Here is a 20,496-nt window from a genome sequence, read left to right on the forward strand (position 1 = left end):
TTCCCCTCATCCCGCGACATTGCCTGTACCCGGCCCGGCCGATATTGAGGCGCTACCCTCCGAACTGGCCTTCTGGGCCTTGTTTCACTGCCGACACGCACGCCCACCCGATATCTTTTTCCTACGTTGAGCTACCCCATGGATGACGCGCTCCTGTGCGCATCTGCCTGACCCAAACGTATGAGAAGCCCCCATGAGTGTTTTTGCCAGCCTGCACGAAGCCCAGGCGTTCCTTGAACAGAACCCGGACATCGAGCTGTTCGAGCTGTTTATCCTCGACAACAACGGCGTACCACGCGGCAAGCTGCTGCACCGCGACGAACTGCTGGCGGTATACGAAAGTGGCCGGCCTCTGCCTAGCACCATCCTCGGCTTGACCATCAATGGCGATGACGTAGAAAACTCCGGGCTGGTCTGGGAGGTGGGGGATATTGACTGCCGCGCCTACCCGATCAGCGGCAGCTTGCAGCGCATGCCCTGGCGCTTGATCCCTACCGCTGCGGTGCAAGTCAGCATGCACCCCACCGAAGGCTTACCCGCCACCGTCGCCGACCCCCGGCACTTGCTGGCTAAGGTCATCGATGCGCTCAAGGCCGACGGTTATTACCCGGTGATGGCGGCGGAGCTGGAGTTCTACCTGCTCGACCAGAAACCCGACAGCAACGGCCGCCCACAACCGGCGCGGGATGTGGACGGCAATCGCCCGCGCTCGACCCAGGTGTATGGCCTGCGCGAGCTGGAGCAGATCGAGCCGTTTCTCGCCGACCTCTACAGCGCCTGCAAACTGCAAGGGATTCCGGCGCGCACGGCCATCTCCGAGTACGCACCGGGCCAAGTGGAAATCACCCTCGAACACCGCACCGACGCATTGCGGGCGATGGACGAAGCCGTGCGCTACAAACGCCTGGTCAAGGGCGTGGCCCACAAGCATGGGATGACGGCGTGTTTCATGGCCAAGCCATTCGATGACCTGGCCGGCACCGGCATGCATATGCATGTCAGCCTGGCCGATGCCCAGGGCCATAACCTGTTCGCCAGCGAGGCGGCTGATGGCACGCCGCTGTTGCGCCAGGCGGTGGGCGGCATGCTCGACACCTTGCTTGATTCGTTGCTGATGTTCTGCCCTAACGCCAACTCTTATCGGCGCTTCCAGACCAACAGCTACGCGCCCCTGGCCGCCACCTGGGGCGTGGACAACCGCACCGTCAGCCTGCGTGTGCCCGGCGGCCCGGCCCATTCCCGGCATATCGAGCATCGCATTTGCGGGGCTGACGCTAATCCTTACCTGGCGGCCGCTGCGATGCTTGCCGGCATCCACCGCGGCATCCGCGAACAGAGCGACCCCGGTGCCCCGGTGGAAGGCAACGGCTACGCCCAGGCCAAGGAGTTGCTGCCTACCGATTGGCTGACCACCCTGCGCGCCCTTGAGGGGTCAAATTGGGCACGGGATGCGTTCGGCAGTGAATTCCTCGGCGTCTATCTGGCGGTTAAACGCGAGGAATACCGCCAGTTCATGGGCGAGGTGGGGGCGCAGGATTGGCGTTGGTACCTGCACCAGGCGTGACCGACTCACGGTAGTGAGGCTTTCGACCTTTTTTTCACGTTGCGGTGGTTAAGCTGCGGGTCAAGGTCGTTCACTACCGTTCTATCCACATGAGTCCGCGATGTCGCCACAACCCCCATCCTCCATTGAGATCGAATTCGCTGAGCGCTGTGGCCGTGAGCACGCCAGGGTCTGCGGTGACCCGCGCCCGCCCCGGCTGCTGCAGCGCCTGGCGGCGTGGCGGGATGCACGGCTGGTGCGCCATGCATTGAAGGTGGCCGGGGAGCCGGGGCTTATCCTTGACCTGGCATGTGGTTCGGGGCGTTTCTGGCCGGTGTTGGCTGAGCACGTCAACCGGGTGATCCTGGCCTCGGACCACTCCCAGGCCATGCTCGATCACGCTTGTACCCATCATCCGGGGGCGCTGCTCAAGCGCGTCAAGACATTCCAGGGCTCGGCGTTTTCCATTGGCCTATCGGCGAATGCGGTGGACTGCATTTTCTGCTTGGAATTGTTTCGTCATGTGCCCAGCAGCGATGTGCGATTAATGTTGCTACGCGAGTTTCACCGCGTCAGCCGCGACACGGTCATTGTCGCGGTGAGCGTAGGAACACCGGTGGAAGACGAGTTTCGTCAGGCAGGCTTCAAGATTCTGAATTATCAGGAGTTCCTGCCGGGCTCCAGGCTGTGGTGCGTCTACGTTCTGCGTAAGAGAGGATAACTTCCATTCGTCGGACTATTCTTCATCCCCTGTCGGAGTTTTCATGATCGTGTGTGCACTGCGGATGCTCGCAAGTCCCTTTCGCGATATATACTGCGCGCCATTCTTCAAGGGAGAGCCGTGTGGCCATCGATATTCACTGGATCTGCGACAACGATAGCCTCGGCCAGCATTGCGCCGAATGGCAGCAGTTGCCATTCGTCGCCCTCGACACCGAATTCATGCGGGTCGACACCTTTTACCCTATTGCCGGGCTGATCCAGATCGGTGATGGCGTGCGCGCTTACCTGATCGACCCCCTGACCATCGACAATTGGCAACCCTTGGCCGCCTTGCTGGAAAACCCTGCGGTGATCAAGGTGGTGCACGCCTGCAGCGAAGACCTGGAAGTGCTGTTGCGCCTGACCGGCAGCTTGCCGGTGCCGTTGTTCGACACTCAGTTGGCTGCGGCTTATCTCAACCTTGGTTTCTCCATGGGCTACTCGCGCCTGGTGCAAGCGGTGTTGGATATCGAATTGCCCAAGGGTGAAACCCGCTCCGACTGGCTGCAGCGGCCCTTGTCGGAGACGCAGATCAGCTACGCCGCCGAAGACGCGGTGCACCTGGCCGAGGTTTACACCCGCCTGCGCCCGCAACTGTCGGACGACAAATACGCGTGGGTATTGGAAGACGGCGCCGAACTGGTGGCCAACCTGCGCCGTGAGATCGACCCCTACGAGGTCTACCGCGACGCCAAGCTGGCGTGGAAACTGTCCCGTGCCCAACTCGCGGTGCTGCGTGAACTGTGCGCCTGGCGCGAGCAGCAGGCCCGTGCCCGCGACTTGCCGCGCAACCGCATCATTCGTGAACACTCGTTGTGGCCCCTGGCCAAATCCCAGCCGGATAACCTCGCCGCCCTGGGCAAGATCGAAGACATGCACCCGCGCACCGTGCGCCAGGACGGCCAGTTCCTGCTGGACCTGATCAAGCGCACCGGGAGCGTGCCCATGGACCAATGGCCGCCTGCCGTGGCTGAGCCTTTACCGGTGGACGCCGCCGCGCTGATCAAGCAACTGCGAGCCCTGGGCCAAACCTTCGCCGAGCGCCTGGACATGGCGCCGGAACTGATGCTGCGCAAGAAAACCCTCGAAGCCCTGGTTAAAAGTGGCTACCCCGATGGGCCTTACCAATTGCCAGACTCGCTGCGTGGCTGGCGCCGTGAGTTGATGGGCCAGGCGTTGCTCGACAGCCTGGCCAATGCCGGAGAACAGCCTTGAAACGTATTTGCTCCATCTACCGCAGCAAGAAAAAAGACGGCATGTACCTCTACGTGCTCAAAAGCGATGCCCTGGAGCGTGTGCCCGAGCCGTTGATGCAAGCGTTCGGCAAGGCACATCACGCGTTTGACATGGTGCTGACGCCGGAGCGCAAGCTGTCGCGCGAAGACATCACCGTGGTGCTGGAAAACCTCGACAAGCAGGGCTACCACCTGCAAATGCCGCCGGCCGAGGACGAGTACATCGAGCACTTGCCCGAAGAGCTGCTGCGCCGTAACGACCCGATGTGATCGATCAGTGCCCACATCAGGGCACAGCTTCAATGGAATCGTATTAGAGGACGGTGGCCGTAAGGATGCGGGCGGCCGTCTGCACTGCTTTTGAAAGGTTTGAACCATGCGTGTTCTGATTGCTGAACAGGATCATCCGCTCTACGCCCAATTGCTTAAGGACGCCGCCCCAGACCTTGAAGTGCTGACCAGCGGCGACTCGGCCGAACTCTCGCGCCTGGCCGCCGACTGTCCGGTGTGGCTGGGCCAGCCCGATCTGTTGGCGACCCTGCTGCGCCAGGGCCATCATCCGCAATGGCTGCAATCGACCTGGGCGGGCATCACGCCACTGCTGGCCGATGGCTTGCCCCGCGACTATCGCCTTACCCGCGCGGTAGGCATTTTTGGCCAGGTCATGGCCGAGTTTGTCCTCACCTACATGCTGGGCCACGAGCGCGAAGTGCTGGCGCGCTTGGTCAGCCAGGTGGAGCGCAAGTGGGATAACCGCATGGGCCAGAGCCTGGCGGGGCGCAAGGCGCTGATCGTCGGCACCGGTGACATCGGCCAGAGCGTGGCCGAGTTTCTGTTGCCGTTCGGCGTGCAGCTATATGGCATCGCCAGCCAGGCTCGCGAACAGGCACCGTTTATCGAAGTGGCGGGGCTCGACCAGTTGGGCCGGCTGGTTGGGGAGGTGGATTACGTGATCAACCTGTTGCCCAACACGCCTGATACCCATGACCTGTACGACGCGGCGCTGTTCAAGCAATTCAAGCCCACCGGTTTGTTTATCAACGTCGGGCGCGGCGTGGCGGTGGTGGACGCCGACCTGGTCGAGGCGCTCAAAGAAGGGCATCTGGCCGGCGCGGTGATCGATGTGTGCCGCCAGGAGCCCTTGCCGCAACGCCACCCGTTCTGGACGGCGTGGGGTTTGCTGTTGACCGGGCACAGCTCGGCGCCGACCTCGCCGCCAATGATGGTGGAGTTGTTTGTGCAGAACCTGCGGGCGTATCAGGCCAAGCAAGCGCTGCGCGGGGAAGTGGATTTCGAGCGCGGGTACTGAAGAGCTTGCCCGATGGCCTCATGTAGGAGCGAGCTTGCTCGCGAAGAACCTCAACGATTACGCGTAGTTTCTGGATAAACGCGGCGTCTGTGAGTTTTTCGCGAGCAAGCTCGCTCCTACAGAGGGTGAGAGGGCGATAATTGCGCAAGGCTTAGAGGCTGAAATCACCCTCGGACACCAGCTCGCTCAACGGCTTGCGCGGGCTCGGCATTTCGCGCCCTTGCAGGTACTCCGGCAAACTCGACTTGTCACCCAGCTTGCCTACCGCCACCGCCGCATGCAGCGCATAACCCTGGGGAATCTTCAGCTCCTTGCGCGTCAGTTTCTGGTCGAAACCGGCCATGCCGTGGGTGTGCCAGCCACTGAGGCTGGCTTGCAGCGCCAGGTGGCCCCAGGCCGAGCCGGTGTCGAAGGTGTGCCACAGCGCCGGGGTTTCTTCGGTAGCACCTGGGGCGATGAAGTCGGTTTTCGACGCGATGATGATCAGGGCCGACGCGTGCTGCGCCCAACCACGGTTGAATTCATTCAGCAGACCCAGGAAACGCTCCCAATCCGGCGTGTCACGGCGCGCATACAGAAACCGCCATGGCTGCGAGTTGTAGGCCGAGGGCGCCCAGCGCGCCGCTTCGAAGAAACTCAGCAAGGTCTCTTGCGGGATGCTTTCGCCGGTAAAGGCGCGGGGCGACCAGCGCTCGGTGAATTGGGTGTGGATCGGATAATCGGCAACACGGGGGTTATTGCTCATGGACAGACCCTGATGAAAAAAACCGGGATTCAAAACTACTGCGCCCACCCAGGCCTGACAAGTCTTGCAACACCGTCAGTCGTAAGCGCTTGGCCCCAACGGGCTTGGGCACTAGACTGGCGGCCTTTCAACATACCGATACTGATGCAGAGCCATGGCCGCCAAAGTCGAACCTTTCTGGATACGCAAAACCCTTGAGCACCTCGACCAGGAGGAATGGGAGTCGCTGTGCGACGGCTGCGGCCTGTGCTGCCTGCAAAAGCTGGAGGATGAGGACGACAACAGCGTCTATTACACGCGTATCGCCTGCAAACTGCTCGACCTCAAAACCTGCCAGTGCACCGACTACCCGAATCGCCGTGCCTCGGTACCCGATTGCATCCAGCTCACGCCGGGCCAGGCCGATCAGTTCAAATGGTTGCCGCCAACCTGCGGTTACCGCCTGGTCAGCGAGCGCAAGGACTTGCCGCTGTGGCATCACCTGGTCTGCGGCGACCGTGACGCGGTGCATCACGAACGCATTTCCCAGTCCGGGCGCATGCTCAGCGAAGGCAGCGTGCCCGAGGACGACTGGGAGGATTACCTGATTTTCCGCGCAGGCTGAACGAGGAGTGTGTATGAAGGTGGCCGCCAAGTGGGCAGCGAGCCTGGTCGTGCTGGCGCTGAGCGGGCCGGGCTGGTGCGCGAAGAAAGTCGACCTGGATTACCACATCAAGCTGTTGCCCCAAAGCCAGCAGGCCGAAGTGCGCGTCAGCCTATCCCAAGGCGCGGTGGTGCGCAGCCTGAACTTTGACCTGGGTCGCGACGGTGACTACAGCGACTTCAAGGCCGATGGCCAGTGGCAGGTCACGGGCAACCGTGGCCTGTGGCAACCCAGCCCTGACAAGGCCAGCCTGACCTACCGGGTGCGCCTGGCGCATGCGCGCAAGCCCGGTATTTACGACACGCGGATCACGCCCGGCTGGGCGTTACTGCGTGGCGAAGACCTGGTGCCGGCCGCCCGTCTCGACCAGCAAGACGGTATCGAGCTGGTCTCACGCCTGATGTTCGAACTGCCGACCGGTTGGAAGAGCGTCGAAACCGCCTGGCCGCGCATTGGCCCAAACAAATTTCGCATCGACAACGTGTCCCGGCTGTTCGACCGCCCCACCGGCTGGATGCTGGCCGGCAACCTCGGCAGCCGCCGCCTGCGCCTGGGTGAAACCGACGTCACCGTGGCCTCGCCAAAGGGGCAGGGCATGCGCCGCATGGACGTGCTGACGTTGCTGACGTTTGTCTGGCCCCAGGTGGAAGCCGCGTTCCCGCGCCATCCCGGCAAACTGTTGATCGTCGGCGCCAGTGACCCGATGCGGCGGGGTGCTTATTCGTTGCGCGATTCGATCTACCTCAACAGCCGTACGCCACTGGTCAGCGAAAATGGCAGCAGCCCGGTGCTGCGCGAAGTGGTGCAGGCCATCGGGCGCTTCAATGACCACGACAGCAGTGACTGGATCAGCGAGGGCTTGGGTGAGTACTACGCGATTGAGCTTATGCGACGTGCCGGTGGCATCACCGATGAGCGCTATGCGGCGATCCAGGCACGGCTGACCAAGGAAGGCAAAGACGTCACCACCCTCAAAGGCGAGCACGTCAACGGCGCGACGCTGGCGCGTTCGGTGGTGGTATTGCAGGAACTGGACCGTGAGATCCGCGTGAAGACCCACAACAAACGCTCCCTGGACGATCTGGCGCAGGCGGTGATGCGGGTGAACAGCATCAACACCAAAGAGTTCGTGCAGTTGGCCGAGAGTGTGATCGGTGAGTCGTCGGTGGTACTGGATAGCAAACTGCTGCGCTGATCCCAACCCCTGTGCAATTCAAAATGTGGGAGGGGGCTTGGCCCCGATGGCGGTGGGTCAGCAAAAAGTAGGCTGCTGACACTCTGCTATCGGGGGCAAGCCCCCTCCCGCATTTGAATCTCCAGCATGTCCAAGTCTTAGGTCAGGCTTTAGGTTTCACAACCTTTTCAGCCGCCACTTCGGCCTTGGTCTTCAGGTTCTTCAACTCTTCACCAGCCCGTTCGATCTTGGTGCGCACGCTGTTCATTTCCTGGCGGCCCTGTTCCAGTTTGTCCTTGAGCGAACTGTGCCCGGTAAAGCCACGGGCCAGTGCCACGCCACCAATCGCCACCTGGATCAGCCCGAAAATCCCGCCGCGGCGCAGGCCTTTACCCACCATCATCACGCCACCGGCCACCGAGCCGATGCGCTCCCAGCCGTGCACGTTCTGGTTGGGTTGCGGCTTCAACGGTGTGGCTTCGATGACAGGTCGCAAGGTTTTGCTGTCGCTCATGATCAGTCTCCAACAAGGGCAAGTGTTACTAGCTGACTGCGCGCACGTGCCGGATGTTCCCGCAATATCAGTACTTGGGGCCTGAACGGGTGTTATTGCCCTTGGCCAGGCGGTCGTAGAGCACCACGTTGACCGTAGCCGCAAGGTTCATGCAGCCGGTAGTGGGGATGTACACCACGTCCTCGCACCAGTCGCGGATCTCTTTGTCCAGGGAGCCGTCTTCGGGGCCGAAGATATACAGCGCGCGGTCGGGGTGGGTGTATTCAGGCAACGGGCGGGCGCCTTCGACCAATTCCACGGCCACCGGGATGCAGCCCAGGGGCAGGATCTTTTTCAGGTCGTCGATGCCGATCAGCGGGATATCGTGGTGCACCTTCTTGGTGTCGGTGATGAAATCCCGGGCGCGCTCGTAACGCACGCCGGTGTAGAACACCGAGGCCACGCCGTAGCAGCCGGCGGCACGCATCACCGAGCCGACGTTTTCGGGGGATTTGGGGTTATACAGACCGATGCAGCTGTAGCGTTTATTGCCCACGGGGAAGGGTGCCTTGAGAAAAACGGCGATTATACGGGGAATGTGGGAATGCGGTCGGGAACAAGTTGTGTGTTGTTGCAGCAGCCGCCTTCGCGAGCAAGCCCGCTCCCACATTCAAACGCATTCCAAATGTGGGAGCGGGCTTGCTCGCGAAGGGGCCAGGGCAGTCAGCGCAGAGCTTCAGTCGTCTTTCTTCATCAGCCCGGCCAACGCCGCAAACGGGTTGTGCGTGGCCTTGGCAATGCTCGGGCTGCTGGTGGAGCCTTCACCGAAGTATTGCTGGTCGGTGTAGCGCGAGTGTTCGTTATCGTGGCAGTACAGGCACAGCAACTCCCAGTTGGAACCGTCCTGGGGGTTGTCATCATGGTTGTGGTTACGGTGGTGGACGGTCAGTTCACTCAAGCGCTTGCCGGAAAACTCACGGGCGCAGCGGCCGCACACGTGGGGGTACATCTTCAAGGCTTTATCGCGGTAGCCCATTTCGCGGTCGCGCTGGGCATCGGCGAGGATGCGGTCCAGCTTGGCGGTGTGGGAGGGCGGGTTGGTCGAGCTCATCATGGCTCCTGGCTATTGGGTGGTCACGGACAGGTTGATTCTAGCTAATTACAGCGCAATTAGCCCTTGAGCTTCTCTGCAATCCAGATGGTATGCCGCGTGCCCTTGTTGCCGTGGGCAAACACCTGCACCTCCTCGGCCTTGAAGCCGGCCTTGCGCAATTTGTCACTGAACAGCTTGTCGGCACTGGCCGACCACACCGCCAGCACGCCCTTGGGCCGCAGGGCCTTGGCGCACGCGGCCAGGCCACTGGCCGAGTACAGCCAACTGTTGGCTTTTTGCGTGAGCCCCTCGGGGCCGTTGTCGACGTCGAGCATGATCGCGTCAAAGCCTTGGGGCTCGGCCTGCAGTACCTTGGCCACGTCTTCCTGGCGGATTACGGTGCGCGGGTCCAGCAGCGGGCGTCCGGATTTCTCCCCCAGCGGCCCACGGTTCCATTCCACGACGCCGGGCACCAGTTCGGCCACCACCACTTCGGCGTTTTTGCCCAACTGCTTGAGCGCCGCGGCCAAGGTAAAGCCCATGCCCAGGCCGCCGATCAGCACCCGTGAACCCGGGCGACCGGCCACCTTGCGGCAGGGAATCTCGGCCAGGGCATCTTCGGAGCCGTGCATGCGCGTGTTCATCAACTGGCCACCGTCACCGCCCTGGATCTTGATGACGAAGTCCTCGCCGTATTCGAACAGGCACAAGGCACCGCCGTTGTCGGGGATCGGAGTGGTGTCCAGCAGAACGAAACGTTTCATGGAAATCTCATTGGGAAGGGCATTCTTGCGCGGTTGGGAGTAGCCTTACGACATTCCGGTCAGGCCATGGAGCCATCGATGAAGTGCAGCATTCTAACGGTCATTGTGTTGAGCGCGCTCGCATTGGGTACCGCGCAGGCTCAGGAGTTACAAACCGTACCGGTCGCGCCCGCGCCAACCCCAGGCGCGCCGGGCACGCCAACGCCCACGTTATACCCGCAAGTCACTCCGCCCGTTGCGCCCAAGACCCATAATGGCTCGCCACCGCTGGTGCCCATCGTGCTGCCGGCGCCGCCCAAGGACCAGACCGTCCCTGGCCTGCTGCAAAACGACAGCAAGCCAAAAGCGCCGGGCGGTTAGACCAGACCGAGGGCCTTGAACACAAAGGCGTATTCGAGGGCGACGTCACGTAGCCCCTGATAGCGCCCGCTCATGCCGCCATGGCCGGCACCCAGCTCGGTCTTGAGCAGCAGCAGGTTATCGTCCGTCTTGGTATCCCGCAGCTTGGCCACCCACTTGGCGGCTTCCCAGTACTGCACGCGGCTGTCGTTATAGCCGGCGATCACCAGCGTGGCCGGGTAAGCCTGTGCGCTGACGTTCTCGTACGGCGCGTAAGCCTTGATGCGCGCATACACCTCGGGGTCCTCGGGGTTGCCCCATTCGTCGTACTCGGTGATGGTCAGCGGCAGTTCCGGGTCGAGCATGGTATTGAGCACATCGACGAACGGCACTTCGGCAATCGCCGCCTGGAACAATTCCGGACGCTGGTTGAGTACGGCGCCGATCAACAGGCCACCGGCACTGCCGCCGCTGATCGCCAGTTGCTGGGCGGTGGTCAGGCCCTCGGCGATCAAGTGTTCGGCGCAGGCGATAAAGTCGCTGAAGGTGTTCTGCTTGTGTTCCTGCTTGCCGTTGCGATACCAGGCTTCCCCCAGCTCACCGCCGCCGCGCACATGGGCGATGGCAAACGCCACCCCACGGTCGAGCAAGCTCAGGCGCGCATGGGAGAACCACGGGTCCAGGCTTGAGCCGTAGGCACCGTAGCCATACAGGTACAGCGGCGTCGGCTTGCCGAGCTGGTCACGCTTGACCACCAGGCTGATGGGTACCTGGGTGCCGTCGGCGGACGTGGCCCACAGGCGTTGGCTGACGTAATCGTCGGCGTTGAAGACGCCCAGCACCGGAGTTTCCTTGAGTACGACCTGCGCGCCTGTCGCCAGCTCGAGCTGGCGCACTTGGGCCGGGCGATTCAAGGCTTCATAGCGCAGGCGGATCTTGTCGCTGGGAAACTCCAGGCTGTTCTGCACGTAGAGGCTGTAGGCGGCGTCAGGCAATTGCACCCGATAGGCCGGCACATCCTCAGGGTGCACTTCGATGACCGGCAGGCCACCGATGCGCAGGCTCAAGGTCATGGCGTTGGCGTTCAGGCTCACGCCGTCAAGCATGACCTCGTCGCTGTGGGGGATCAGGTTCTGCCAGTCCGCTTCGGTGGGCGGCGTGCCGGTGTCGGCGGCAACGTACAGCGCATGGTTGATGCCGTCGCGGTTGCTGCGGATAAACCAGGTCCATTCGCCGTTACGCTTGCCGTGGTCGACATCGTACTCGTGGTCTTCGACCCGTGGCGCCAGGCAGGTGAAGGCCAGGTGCGGTTGATCGGCGTCCAGCGCCCAGACTTCGCTGGTGGTCTTGCTGCCCAGGGCCAGCAACAGCTGGCGCTCGGAGCTGGACCGGTAGCAATGCAGGAAGAAACGGCCGTCGGGCTCGTGGAACACTTCCTGCGCGGCGGTGCCGTCCAGGCGATACCGGTACAGTTTGTGCGGGCGATGGGTGTCGTCCAGTTCGCCGAAAAACAACGTCAGGCTGTCATTGGCCCAGGTCATGCTGCCGTCGCAGTTGTCGAACGCCAGTTCGCTGACCTTGTCGGTCGCCAATTCCTTCACGAACAGGGTGTAGATCTCTTCGCCGCTGGTATCGAGGCTGTAGGCCAGGCGTTGGTGATCGGGGCTGATGCTGAACGCGCCCAGGGAGAAAAAGCCGCCATTGGCCAGCACGTTCGGGTCCAGCAACAGCTCTTCGCTGCTGGTGTCCACCTGGTTGCTGTCATCGGCCGGGCGGCGGCAGCGGTAGTGGCGGGCGTATTCGTCGCCGGCGGTGGTGCGGGTGTAATACAGATACGGGCCCCAAGGGGAGGGCAGGGACAGGTCGGTTTCCAGAATGCGGCCCTTGATCTCGTCGAACAGGGTCTCGCGCAACGCCTGCTGGTCGGCGAGTTGGGCTTCCTGCCAAGCGTTTTCGGCCTTGAGGTAGTCGAGCACCTCAGGGTTGTCGCGTTCTTGCAGCCAGGCGTACGGGTCTGGGCCTGGGGCCTTGCGGGCAATCGGTGCGGTGGAAATAGGCATGGATAATTCCCTATCTGGCAGACGGTGGCAGGCATTGCAGCCGCGACACGCAAAAGCCGTTATCATAGCCGCCTGTTTGCCAACCTTGCCATGGACACCATGACCGAGAACGACTATCTGACCGCTTGGGGCCTTTACGCCTTCGCCGCTTTGGGCTGCCTGTTGGTGTGGTGGCGCATGACCCGCTGGATCTGGCGCTGGCTGCGCGAGCCCCTGCAATTGCTGATGGCGGTGTTGCTGCTCAGCCCGACCATTGTCGACCCGGTCAAGACCCAGTTTGCGCCGGCCGTGGCCATTACCGCCCTGGACCTGGTGCTCAAGGTCGGCAACAACGCCTGGCGCGCCATTTCCGACCTGTTCATGTACACGATGATCGTGTTTGCCCTGTACATCGTGTTTGTGCTGATCCGCTGGCCCATCGAGCGCGCCGCCAACGCCCGCCGTGAGCGCAAGGCCGCTGCCGATGCGGCCTTGGCCGACGAGCCGCAGGACGATGAGCCGTTCCGTCGTCCTGCGCCTGCGGGCGGTATGCGGGTCGAACCGCGCCTTTAACGTTGTCCGCCCTGCAGCGAGAGCCCTGGCATGTGTGAATTATTGGGCATGAGTGCCAACGTCCCCACCGATATCGTATTCAGCTTTACCGGGTTGATGCAGCGCGGTGGGCGTACCGGCCCGCACCGCGATGGCTGGGGCATTGCCTTCTATGAAGGCCGCGGCCTGCGCCTGTTCCAGGACCCGGCTGCCAGTAGCGAGTCGGAAGTCGCCTTGCTGGTGCAGCGTTACCCTATCAAGAGCGAAGTGGTGATCGGCCATATCCGTCAGGCCAACGTGGGCAAGGTCAGCCTGGCCAATACCCATCCGTTCGTGCGCGAGCTGTGGGGCCGCAACTGGTGTTTTGCCCACAACGGCCAACTGGCGGACTTCAATCCCCGCGCCACCTTCTACCGGCCGGTGGGCGATACCGACAGCGAGGCGGCGTTTTGCGACCTGCTCAATCGTGTGCGCGAAGCCTTCCCCGAGCCGGTGGACATCGAACAGGTGCTGCCCGACCTGATCGCCGCCTGCGCCGAATACCGCAGCAAGGGCGTGTTCAACTGCCTGCTCAGTGACGGCGACTGGCTGTTCTGCTATTGCTCGACCAAGCTGGCACAGATCACCCGGCGGGCGCCTTTTGGCCCGGCGCGCTTGAAAGATGTCGACGTGATCGTCGACTTTCAGGCCGAAACCACCCCCAATGATGTGGTAACGGTGATCGCCACCGAGCCGTTGACCGACAACGAAAACTGGACCCGCTACGAACCGGGCCAATGGAGCCTGTGGCGACGCGGTGAATGTGTCAGCCAGGGCGTTACCGAGTAAGGAATCGAGCATGTTGCTTAGCTATCTGCGGTTGGTACTGTTTGCCGTTGGCTTGTTGGTCGGCGTGCAGGTGCCGGGGTTCATCAATGACTACGCCAAGCGCGTCGAGGCCCACCTGATCGAGGCCCAGACGGGCTTGCGCGGTTTCGAGTCCACGGCGCAGCAGTTTTTCAACGGTGATATGCAAGCCTTGGTGGCGCATTACCGCGCCAGCGATGACCCGGTATTCCAGAGCGACGCCAGCAGCCTGGGCGCCATGCTCGATCGCCAGGTCGAGTTGGACAAGCAATACCAGGCCATGCAAGGCCCGTGGTACATCCGGGCGCTGCAAGTGGCGGTGGCCGCCGACCCGGATATCCGTCTGGAAACCTGGAATGGCTACAACTACCAGATCTTGCTGACACCCGAGGCTATGGGCTGGGGCTTGGGCGGGGCGATGCTGTTGTCATTCGGTATCGAATGCCTGTATCGCTTGATCGATTGGGTTGTGCTGGGCGGCCGACGCCTGCGTCAGAGCCGGCCCATCGAAGAGCGGGACCTCAAGGGCCTGTAGGAGCGAGCTTGCTCGCGAAAAACGTCAACGATAACGCGTGCTTCCTGAGTAAACGCGGCGTCTGTGGGTTTCTCGCGAGCAAGCTCGCTCCTACAAAAGCCTTAGGGCAAGCCAGCTCCTACAGTTTCAATCGGGTTTATTCAGTTGCATGCGTTCTGCACCGACTTGCTCGGCATAGCGGGCGACGACTTTCTGGCACAACCCCACAATCTCCTCCACCAACTCCACCCCCACGCGCCACGACACCACCACCTGCAAGTTCGGCAGGCGCTGGGCCATGGGCAGCATCACCAATTCCCCTCGCTCCAGCTCTTCGCTCACCAGCACCGGCGGCAGTGCGCCGATGCCGAAGCCATCGCGCAGCAACCGGGTAATCGCCGACACCGAATTCACGCAGTTCATGCGCGGTGCCGCCACGCCATTGGCCTGCATCAAACTCAATACGTCCTGATGCGGGTGAGAGTTTTTCGAGTAGGTGATGATGCGCTCCTGGGCCAGTTCGGCAAGGGAGGCGTAGTCGCGGTTGTAGATCGACTGGCTGGCCACGATCCAGGCCATGGGGTGGCTGGCCAACTCCAGGCTGCGCACGGTTTCCAGGCGTAGCAGGTCGGTTTGCAGGATCAGGTCGAGAAAGCCTTTTTGTAGCTGATCGCTGAGGTTCAGCGCGGTATCGGCGATCAGCTCGATCTCCACCAGCGGGAACAGCTTCATCAGTTCAGCGACCAGCGGGCTGAGCCAGGTATGGATCACCGTGTCCATCGCGCCGATCCGAATGCGCCCGACCTTGCTGCTGGTGGTTTCCAGAGACTGCTTCAAACCCTGCATGGTCACCATCATTTGCTCGGCATAGTCGAGCACTTTCAAACCGTCCGGGGTCAGGCTCACGCCTCGAGAGTCACGCAGGAAAAGCTTCACCCCTAGCTCGCTTTCGAGCACGGCGATGCGGCTGGAGATCGAGGCCTGGGTGGTGAACAGCTTCTCGGCCGTGAGCCGGAAGCTCTTGAGCCTGGCCACCCAGACGAAGGTTTCGAGGAACTTCAAATTCATGGGATCAACTTTTTCTTATGCATGGATCGGTTTTTATTAGTTGGACGTCGCACCGGGCAAGCGCCAAAAATCGAGCCGTTCCACGATAAGCGTCGTCGGGGTGCCAGGACAAGTTGCGAGTTCTGTGTAATACATCCCACACTACAAAAAACAAAACCTACAGGAGCGACCACCGTGAGCCGCCTGCTACTGAACTGCGACATCGGCGAAAGCTTTGGCAACTGGACCATGGGTCTGGACGCCGAAGTCATGCCGTTCATTGATTGCGCCAACGTGGCCTGCGGCTTCCATGCCGGCGACCCGAGCATCATGCGCAAGACCGTCAGCCTGGCGTTCAAGCACGGCGTGCAAGTGGGCGCTCACCCGGCCTACCAGGACCTGCAAGGCTTCGGCCGGCGCTCCATGAACTACACGCCGCAGGAAATCCAGGACCTGTTGCATTACCAGATCGGCGCGCTGGACGGCATCTGCCGCGCCCAGGGCGGGCGCGTCAGCTATGTGAAACCCCACGGCGCGATGTACAACGACATGATGGCCAACCCCGCGCAGTTGCGTGCGGTGATCCAGGCCGTGGCCGCCTATGGCGACCTGCCGCTGATGCTGCTGGCCACCCGTGATAACCGCGCGGCCCAGGCCTTGGGTGATGAATATGGTGTGACCCTGTGGTTTGAAGCCTTTGCCGATCGCGCCTACGACAGCCAGGGCCATCTGGTGTCCCGCCAATTGCCGGGCGCGGTGCACCACGACGCCGACACCATCGTGCAGCAGGCCCTGACCCTTTCCCGTGGCGAATCGCTGATTGCCAGCGACGGCAGCTCATTGGTACTCCAGGCCAATACCCTGTGTGTGCATGGCGACAACGCCAGCTCGGTGGCTGCCGTGCAGCGTATCCGAGAAGCGTTGAAAACAGCATGAAGCCACGCATCGAAGTGGTGGCGATCGACTGCCTGATGGTGCGCCTGTTTGACGTGATCGCCGAAGCCAACATGCCGTGGATGCTCGCGGCTACCGAGCGCCTGCGCAATGGCTTCGGCTTGGCATTGGTGGACCTGGTGCCGTCCTACACCACATTGATGGTGCATTACGATCTCACTGCGCTAACCCCGGCCCAGGCCCGGGCGCTGATTGACCAGGCCCTTACCGACCTGCAACCCCAGGCTCAGGGCAGCGGCCAGTGCCATGTGTTGCCAGTGTGGTACGACCTGAGTGTCGGCCCGGAACTGAACTTGTTGTCCCAGCGTAGCGGGCTGGCCGTGGAGGAGGTGGTCCGCCGCCACAGCGCCCACGAGTACCAGGTGTTCGCCCTGGGCTTTGCCCCTGGGTTTGCCTTTATGGGGCTGGTGGACGAAGTGCTCGCCACCCCACGCCTCAACACGCCGCGCAAACGTGTGGCCGCTGGCAGTGTCGGTATCGCCGAGCGGCAGACCGCCGCTTACCCGGTGGTGTCCCCAGGCGGCTGGAACCTGATCGGCCGCACCCCGGCCAAACTGTTCGACCGTGAGCGCGACGGCTACAGCCTGATGCAGCCCGGCGACACGGTGCGCTTCGCCTCGGTCAGCCACGCCGAATTCATCAACTTGGGTGGCGATGACACGCCGTTGGAGGCGTAAGCATGAGCCGTTTGATCATCGAGGCCAGCACGCCACTGTGCCTGTTGCAGGACGCCGGTCGTTTTGGCGTACGCCACCTGGGCGTGACCCAGGGCGGCGCGCTGGATTGGGTGTCGATGTCCTGGGCCAACTGGCTTTTGGGCAATGCCCTGGATGCGCCGGTTGTGGAAATTACCCTGGGGGGCTTTACCGTACAGGCTGAGGATTATTGCCTGCTGGCCTTGGCCGGTGCGGACCTGGGCGCCTATGTCGATGAGCGGGCGATAAGCCCCGGTCGCAGTTTTATCCTGCAAAAGGGCCAGCGACTGCGCTTCACCCAGCCGTGCAATGGGGCACGCGCTTATCTGGCCGCGCCCGGTGGCTTTGATGCGCAGGCGGTACTTGGCAGTTGTGCCACCGTGGTGCGTGAAGAATTAGGCGGGGTGGACGGCTTCGGCAAGGCCTTGGCTGAAGGCGGGCGGTTGGCTTATTCCGGGACAGGTGGTGCGATGAAGGTGCTGGCAAACCCGGATGTGCAATCAGGTGCTGCACTGGACGTGATCGTCGGCGCGCAGATTGGCCAGTTCAGCGGGCAGAGTCTGTTCGATGCCTTCAACACCGAATGGGTGCTGGACAGCCGCGCCGACCGCATGGGCATGCGCTTGCTCGGTACGCCGCTGCACTATCAAGGGCCGTCGTTGATCTCTGAAGGCATTCCGTTGGGCGCGATCCAGGTGCCACCGGATGGTCAACCGATTGTGCTGCTCAATGACCGGCAGACGATCGGCGGTTATCCGCGCCTGGGCGCGTTGACGCCTTTGTCACTGGCGCGGCTGGCGCAGTGTTTGCCGGGGGAGAAGGTGCGGTTGTCACCGATGGTGCAGGAAACGGCACATCGCCAGCATGTAGAGTATTTACGCAGGTTTTCAGAGTAAGCGGGTTTAAAGACAAGTCCTACGACATTGCACAAGTTTGCCGTCTTCGCCCCGGCGCGTGGCTATGCAAGCCTTGATTGGCTTATTCACTATCAGGCTTTGTTATGCGCTATTTGAAGATATATGCCCAAGATGTACTCGATAACGATATTCCCGATGTGGTCTATCTGGAGTTTTATGACACCGCCCAAGCCCCCGCGCTTATCCATCGGGCAACGGCTTTTGATATTACCGACGATGGTCAATTTGACTGGATTATTGCGGATGACCTTAATCGAGACGGCATTGTCGACAATGTCGACCGGGAAATGGCACTGCAGTTTTCCCAGCTGTTTCTGGCCTTCAAGTGGTTCAGTCTCGACGAGCCCTTTGACAAATACCTGAGGGTGTTTGCCAGCGACTTCGATGACAACGGGATTCCCGATACGGTACGGCTGCACTTCCATCAGGGCGAGGGGGACCCTCGAGATGAAACCATCGTCTATTCGGCGGCGGTGTACAGCGACGGGAATGGTCAAGGGGCCAGTGTTTCGATCAATCAGGATGTGAACAACGACGGGAAAGTAGACCGCCAGGATTCTGAACTGATCAAACAGTTCGCTGCGCTCTTTCTCAGGTTTTCCTGGATCGACAACGAGCACTGCTGAGTGCCGTGCCTGTAGCCGATAGCATCGGCTACAGGCCAGGGTTCACTTGGATAGAAAACGCATGCCCTCTTCAAGCCCGCGCAGCGTCAGCGGATACATCTGATCCTCCACCAACTCTCGCACAATCCCCGTCGACGCCGTATAGCCCCAGGTATCTTTTGGATAGGGGTTAATCCAGATCAGCTTCTTGTACTTGGCCATGAAGCGCTGCATCCACACATACCCTGGCTCCTCATTCCAATGCTCGACGCTGCCGCCGGCCTGGGTGATTTCATAGGGCGCCATGGCCGCATCGCCGATAAAAATCACTTTGTAGTCGGCGCCGTATTTGTGCAGCAGGTCCTGGGTGGAGGTGCGTTCGGAAGTACGGCGCTGGTTGTTCTTCCACACCGATTCGTACACGAAGTTGTGGAAGTAAAAATACTCCAGGTGCTTGAACTCGGTCTTGCACGCGGAAAACAGCTCTTCGCAGATCTTCACGTGGGCATCCATCGAGCCGCCGATATCGAACAGCAGCAACAGCTTGATGGTGTTACGCCGCTCGGGGCGCATCTGGATATTCAGCAAGCCGGCATCGCGGGCGGTGTGGTCAATGGTGCCGTCGATGTCCAGCTCTTCGGCCGCGCCCTGGCGGGCAAACTTGCGCAGGCGGCGCAGGGCGATCTTGATGTTGCGCGTGCCCAGCTCCACCTGGTCGTCGAGGTTCTTGTACTCGCGCTGGTCCCAGACTTTCACCGCCTTGCCCTGACGCTTGCCGGCGTCACCGACGCGAATGCCTTCAGGGTTGTAGCCGCCAGAACCAAAGGGGCTGGTGCCGCCGGTGCCGATCCACTTGTTGCCACCAGCGTGGCGTTCTTTCTGTTCTTCCAGGCGTTTCTTGAACTCCTCGATCAGCTTGTCGAGACCACCCAGGGACTGGATCTGCGCGCGTTCCTCATCGCTCAAGGAACGTTCGAATTCCTTGCGTAGCCATTCTTCGGGGATCAGCGCCTGCAGGTGGTCGTCGAGCTTTTCCAGGCCGTTGAAATAGGCGCCGAAGGCCCGGTCGAACTTGTCGAAGTGCCGCTCGTCCTTGACCAGGATCGCCCGGGCCAAGTAGTAGAACTCGTCCATGTCGGCGAAGGTCACGCGCTGTTTGAGCGCGTTGATCAGGTCGAGCAGCTCGCGTACCGATACCGGCACCTTGGCGGCACGCATTTCGTTGAACAGGTTAAGCAGCATCAGCGATTACCGCGACGGCTCATGAACGCCAGACGCTCCAGCAACTGCACGTCTTGCTCGTTCTTCACCAGGGCGCCAGCCAGGGGAGGGATGGCCTTGGTCGGGTCGCGCTCGCGCAGCACTGCTTCGCCAATATTGTCGGCCATCAACAGCTTGAGCCAGTCGACCAGCTCGGAGGTGGACGGTTTTTTCTTCAGGCCCGGCACCTTGCGCACATCGAAGAACACATCCAGCGCTTCACTGACCAGGTCTTTCTTGATGTCCGGGTAGTGCACATCCACGATCTTTTGCAGGGTGGTGCGGTCGGGGAAGGCGATGTAGTGGAAGAAGCAGCGGCGCAGGAACGCGTCCGGCAGCTCTTTTTCGTTGTTGGAGGTAATGATGATGATCGGGCGCTTCTTGGCTTTGATGGTCTCGTCGATTTCGTAGACGTAGAACTCCATCTTGTCGAGTTCTTGCAGCAGGTCGTTGGGGAACTCGATGTCGGCCTTGTCGATTTCATCGATCAACAGGATCACCCGCTCTTCGGACTCGAAGGCTTCCCACAGCTTGCCCTTCTTCAGGTAGTTGCGCACGTCGTGCACCTTGTCCACGCCCAGTTGCGAGTCGCGCAGGCGGCTGACCGCGTCGTACTCGTACAGGCCCTGGTGCGCCTTGGTGGTGGACTTGATGTGCCAGGTGATCAACCTGGCACCGAAGGATTCGGCCAGTTGCTCGGCAAGCATGGTCTTGCCGGTGCCCGGTTCGCCCTTGACCAGCAGCGGCCGCTCCAGGGTGATGGCGGCGTTGACGGCCAGTTTCAGGTCATCGGTAGCCACATAGGCCTGGGTGCCTTCGAACTTCATTGGTCATTCCTCGGATTCATCAATGGCCCGACTATACCCCGCAGCCCCGGCGACTGTGAACGCAGACGGGGCATTCAGTCTCTGAATGGCGGGTCTGTAGGAGCGAGCTTGCTCGCGAAAAACTCCCAGGCGCCACGTTC

General features: G+C 61.6%; 24 protein-coding genes. 15 read left to right on the forward strand and 9 right to left on the reverse strand.

All coding sequences use genetic code 11. The features are described 5' to 3' along the window. Nucleotides 1-193: 193 nt before the first annotated feature. The 5 genes from BUE92_RS09075 to BUE92_RS09095 all read left to right on the forward strand — a co-directional run bounded on the left by BUE92_RS09075 (nucleotide 194) and on the right by BUE92_RS09095 (nucleotide 4,849). The gene (locus BUE92_RS09075) at nucleotides 194-1,564 is read left to right on the forward strand and encodes a glutamine synthetase family protein (RefSeq protein ID WP_073523244.1); all 1,371 of its coding nucleotides are present in this window, start codon (nucleotides 194-196) and stop codon (nucleotides 1,562-1,564) included. A gap of 100 nt (nucleotides 1,565-1,664) precedes the next feature. Then, complete coding sequence (locus BUE92_RS09080) at nucleotides 1,665-2,264, forward strand: class I SAM-dependent methyltransferase (protein ID WP_073523245.1); 600 nt, start codon at nucleotides 1,665-1,667, stop codon at nucleotides 2,262-2,264. 122 nt (nucleotides 2,265-2,386) lie between these two features. Beyond that, nucleotides 2,387-3,520 (forward strand): ribonuclease D, encoded by a 1,134-nt coding sequence (gene rnd / locus BUE92_RS09085; RefSeq protein WP_073523246.1) that lies wholly within the window; start codon nucleotides 2,387-2,389, stop codon nucleotides 3,518-3,520. Continuing rightward, a complete protein-coding gene (locus BUE92_RS09090) occupies nucleotides 3,517-3,810 on the forward strand; it encodes a YcgL domain-containing protein (RefSeq protein ID WP_073523248.1) in 294 nt (97 codons plus the stop codon). The genes rnd and BUE92_RS09090 overlap by 4 nt, the downstream gene beginning before the upstream one ends. Nucleotides 3,811-3,916: 106 nt before the next feature. Further along, nucleotides 3,917-4,849, forward strand: coding sequence for a D-2-hydroxyacid dehydrogenase (locus tag BUE92_RS09095; RefSeq protein ID WP_073523251.1), 933 nt, complete (start codon nucleotides 3,917-3,919; stop codon nucleotides 4,847-4,849). Between the two features lie 151 nt (nucleotides 4,850-5,000). On the opposite strand, the gene BUE92_RS09100 is transcribed toward BUE92_RS09095, so the two are convergent. Continuing rightward, nucleotides 5,001-5,594 (reverse strand): nitroreductase family protein, encoded by a 594-nt coding sequence (locus BUE92_RS09100; RefSeq protein ID WP_073523254.1) that lies wholly within the window; start codon nucleotides 5,592-5,594, stop codon nucleotides 5,001-5,003. A 154-nt stretch (nucleotides 5,595-5,748) separates the two neighbouring features. Here BUE92_RS09100 and BUE92_RS09105 point away from each other — a divergent pair, with 154 nt between their 5' ends. Further along, the gene (locus tag BUE92_RS09105; RefSeq protein WP_003172524.1) at nucleotides 5,749-6,198 is read left to right on the forward strand and encodes a YcgN family cysteine cluster protein; all 450 of its coding nucleotides are present in this window, start codon (nucleotides 5,749-5,751) and stop codon (nucleotides 6,196-6,198) included. A gap of 13 nt (nucleotides 6,199-6,211) precedes the next feature. Then, on the forward strand, nucleotides 6,212-7,432 hold the full coding sequence (locus BUE92_RS09110) for a hypothetical protein (RefSeq protein ID WP_073523256.1): 1,221 nt from the start codon (nucleotides 6,212-6,214) through the stop codon (nucleotides 7,430-7,432). Between the two features lie 142 nt (nucleotides 7,433-7,574). Here the strand turns inward: BUE92_RS09110 and BUE92_RS09115 are convergent, their stop codons facing one another. The 4 genes from BUE92_RS09115 to BUE92_RS09130 form a co-directional block, all read right to left on the reverse strand. Next, a complete protein-coding gene (locus tag BUE92_RS09115; RefSeq protein WP_057710842.1) occupies nucleotides 7,575-7,925 on the reverse strand; it encodes a YgaP family membrane protein in 351 nt (116 codons plus the stop codon). 67 nt (nucleotides 7,926-7,992) lie between these two features. Further along, complete coding sequence (locus BUE92_RS09120) at nucleotides 7,993-8,460, reverse strand: RNA methyltransferase (RefSeq protein WP_003189607.1); 468 nt, start codon at nucleotides 8,458-8,460, stop codon at nucleotides 7,993-7,995. Between the two features lie 180 nt (nucleotides 8,461-8,640). Then, on the reverse strand, nucleotides 8,641-9,015 hold the full coding sequence (locus BUE92_RS09125) for a YajD family HNH nuclease (RefSeq protein ID WP_057013308.1): 375 nt from the start codon (nucleotides 9,013-9,015) through the stop codon (nucleotides 8,641-8,643). A gap of 59 nt (nucleotides 9,016-9,074) precedes the next feature. Then, the gene (locus BUE92_RS09130) at nucleotides 9,075-9,761 is read right to left on the reverse strand and encodes a spermidine synthase (protein WP_073523259.1); all 687 of its coding nucleotides are present in this window, start codon (nucleotides 9,759-9,761) and stop codon (nucleotides 9,075-9,077) included. Nucleotides 9,762-9,839: 78 nt separating this feature from the next. On the opposite strand from BUE92_RS09130, the gene BUE92_RS09135 reads away from it, so the two are divergent. After that, nucleotides 9,840-10,121 (forward strand): hypothetical protein, encoded by a 282-nt coding sequence (locus BUE92_RS09135; RefSeq protein ID WP_073523262.1) that lies wholly within the window; start codon nucleotides 9,840-9,842, stop codon nucleotides 10,119-10,121. Here the strand turns inward: BUE92_RS09135 and BUE92_RS09140 are convergent. Next, nucleotides 10,118-12,160, reverse strand: coding sequence for a S9 family peptidase (locus BUE92_RS09140; RefSeq protein ID WP_073523263.1), 2,043 nt, complete (start codon nucleotides 12,158-12,160; stop codon nucleotides 10,118-10,120). The two genes, BUE92_RS09135 and BUE92_RS09140, sit on opposite strands and share 4 nt — an antisense overlap. Nucleotides 12,161-12,184: 24 nt before the next feature. On the opposite strand from BUE92_RS09140, the gene BUE92_RS09145 reads away from it, so the two are divergent. Genes BUE92_RS09145 through BUE92_RS09155 form a run of 3 tightly spaced genes read left to right on the forward strand, consistent with a single transcriptional unit; the run spans nucleotide 12,185 to nucleotide 14,072 of the window. Next, nucleotides 12,185-12,712 (forward strand): MFS transporter, encoded by a 528-nt coding sequence (locus BUE92_RS09145; RefSeq protein WP_073523265.1) that lies wholly within the window; start codon nucleotides 12,185-12,187, stop codon nucleotides 12,710-12,712. Nucleotides 12,713-12,742: 30 nt separating this feature from the next. After that, nucleotides 12,743-13,519, forward strand: coding sequence for a class II glutamine amidotransferase (locus BUE92_RS09150; RefSeq protein WP_003189615.1), 777 nt, complete (start codon nucleotides 12,743-12,745; stop codon nucleotides 13,517-13,519). A 10-nt stretch (nucleotides 13,520-13,529) separates the two neighbouring features. Next, nucleotides 13,530-14,072, forward strand: coding sequence for a DUF2937 family protein (locus BUE92_RS09155; RefSeq protein WP_073523267.1), 543 nt, complete (start codon nucleotides 13,530-13,532; stop codon nucleotides 14,070-14,072). A gap of 126 nt (nucleotides 14,073-14,198) precedes the next feature. Here BUE92_RS09155 and BUE92_RS09160 read toward each other — a convergent pair whose 3' ends face one another. Beyond that, nucleotides 14,199-15,119 carry a LysR family transcriptional regulator gene (locus BUE92_RS09160; RefSeq protein WP_073523268.1) on the reverse strand — a complete coding sequence of 307 codons (921 nt, stop codon included), beginning with the start codon at nucleotides 15,117-15,119 and terminating at the stop codon, nucleotides 14,199-14,201. A 174-nt stretch (nucleotides 15,120-15,293) separates the two neighbouring features. Between BUE92_RS09160 and BUE92_RS09165 the strand changes: the two genes are divergently transcribed. The 4 genes from BUE92_RS09165 (at nucleotide 15,294) to BUE92_RS09180 (ending at nucleotide 18,290) form a co-directional block, all read left to right on the forward strand. Further along, entirely contained in the window at nucleotides 15,294-16,034 is a 741-nt protein-coding gene (locus BUE92_RS09165) for a 5-oxoprolinase subunit PxpA (RefSeq protein ID WP_073523270.1), read from the forward strand. Next, nucleotides 16,031-16,729 (forward strand): 5-oxoprolinase subunit B family protein, encoded by a 699-nt coding sequence (locus BUE92_RS09170; protein ID WP_073523272.1) that lies wholly within the window; start codon nucleotides 16,031-16,033, stop codon nucleotides 16,727-16,729. The genes BUE92_RS09165 and BUE92_RS09170 overlap by 4 nt, the downstream gene beginning before the upstream one ends. A 2-nt stretch (nucleotides 16,730-16,731) precedes the next feature. Further along, nucleotides 16,732-17,643 carry a biotin-dependent carboxyltransferase family protein gene (locus tag BUE92_RS09175; protein WP_073523275.1) on the forward strand — a complete coding sequence of 304 codons (912 nt, stop codon included), beginning with the start codon at nucleotides 16,732-16,734 and terminating at the stop codon, nucleotides 17,641-17,643. A 104-nt stretch (nucleotides 17,644-17,747) separates the two neighbouring features. Beyond that, a complete protein-coding gene (locus BUE92_RS09180; protein WP_073523277.1) occupies nucleotides 17,748-18,290 on the forward strand; it encodes a hypothetical protein in 543 nt (180 codons plus the stop codon). Nucleotides 18,291-18,332: 42 nt separating this feature from the next. Here BUE92_RS09180 and BUE92_RS09185 read toward each other — a convergent pair whose 3' ends face one another. Together BUE92_RS09185 and BUE92_RS09190 are read right to left on the reverse strand one after the other, a co-directional pair. Beyond that, nucleotides 18,333-19,511, reverse strand: coding sequence for a vWA domain-containing protein (locus BUE92_RS09185; protein ID WP_003189625.1), 1,179 nt, complete (start codon nucleotides 19,509-19,511; stop codon nucleotides 18,333-18,335). Then, nucleotides 19,511-20,356, reverse strand: a complete 846-nt coding sequence (locus tag BUE92_RS09190) for an AAA family ATPase (RefSeq protein ID WP_003189627.1) — start codon at nucleotides 20,354-20,356, stop codon at nucleotides 19,511-19,513. The genes BUE92_RS09185 and BUE92_RS09190 overlap by 1 nt, the downstream gene beginning before the upstream one ends. Nucleotides 20,357-20,496: the final 140 nt, after the last annotated feature.

The sequence above is a fragment of the Pseudomonas fluorescens genome (genome assembly GCF_001902145.1).
Taxonomy (GTDB): Bacteria; Pseudomonadota; Gammaproteobacteria; order Pseudomonadales; family Pseudomonadaceae; genus Aquipseudomonas; species Aquipseudomonas fluorescens_BV.

Coding starts and splice junctions, on each gene's coding strand:
- BUE92_RS09110 (WP_073523256.1), top strand. CDS start 6,212: ATGAAGGTGGCCGCCAAGTGGGCAGCGAGCCTGGTCGTGCTGGCGCTG.
- BUE92_RS09170 (WP_073523272.1), top strand. CDS start 16,031: ATGAAGCCACGCATCGAAGTGGTGGCGATCGACTGCCTGATGGTGCGC.
- BUE92_RS09115 (WP_057710842.1), bottom strand. CDS start 7,925: ATGAGCGACAGCAAAACCTTGCGACCTGTCATCGAAGCCACACCGTTG.
- BUE92_RS09135 (WP_073523262.1), top strand. CDS start 9,840: ATGAAGTGCAGCATTCTAACGGTCATTGTGTTGAGCGCGCTCGCATTG.
- BUE92_RS09100 (WP_073523254.1), bottom strand. CDS start 5,594: ATGAGCAATAACCCCCGTGTTGCCGATTATCCGATCCACACCCAATTC.
- BUE92_RS09185 (WP_003189625.1), bottom strand. CDS start 19,511: ATGCTGCTTAACCTGTTCAACGAAATGCGTGCCGCCAAGGTGCCGGTA.
- BUE92_RS09160 (WP_073523268.1), bottom strand. CDS start 15,119: ATGAATTTGAAGTTCCTCGAAACCTTCGTCTGGGTGGCCAGGCTCAAG.
- BUE92_RS09080 (WP_073523245.1), top strand. CDS start 1,665: ATGTCGCCACAACCCCCATCCTCCATTGAGATCGAATTCGCTGAGCGC.
- BUE92_RS09095 (WP_073523251.1), top strand. CDS start 3,917: ATGCGTGTTCTGATTGCTGAACAGGATCATCCGCTCTACGCCCAATTG.
- BUE92_RS09155 (WP_073523267.1), top strand. CDS start 13,530: ATGTTGCTTAGCTATCTGCGGTTGGTACTGTTTGCCGTTGGCTTGTTG.
- BUE92_RS09105 (WP_003172524.1), top strand. CDS start 5,749: ATGGCCGCCAAAGTCGAACCTTTCTGGATACGCAAAACCCTTGAGCAC.
- BUE92_RS09140 (WP_073523263.1), bottom strand. CDS start 12,160: ATGCCTATTTCCACCGCACCGATTGCCCGCAAGGCCCCAGGCCCAGAC.
- BUE92_RS09175 (WP_073523275.1), top strand. CDS start 16,732: ATGAGCCGTTTGATCATCGAGGCCAGCACGCCACTGTGCCTGTTGCAG.
- BUE92_RS09190 (WP_003189627.1), bottom strand. CDS start 20,356: ATGAAGTTCGAAGGCACCCAGGCCTATGTGGCTACCGATGACCTGAAA.
- BUE92_RS09075 (WP_073523244.1), top strand. CDS start 194: ATGAGTGTTTTTGCCAGCCTGCACGAAGCCCAGGCGTTCCTTGAACAG.
- BUE92_RS09150 (WP_003189615.1), top strand. CDS start 12,743: ATGTGTGAATTATTGGGCATGAGTGCCAACGTCCCCACCGATATCGTA.
- BUE92_RS09130 (WP_073523259.1), bottom strand. CDS start 9,761: ATGAAACGTTTCGTTCTGCTGGACACCACTCCGATCCCCGACAACGGC.
- BUE92_RS09125 (WP_057013308.1), bottom strand. CDS start 9,015: ATGAGCTCGACCAACCCGCCCTCCCACACCGCCAAGCTGGACCGCATC.
- BUE92_RS09180 (WP_073523277.1), top strand. CDS start 17,748: ATGCGCTATTTGAAGATATATGCCCAAGATGTACTCGATAACGATATT.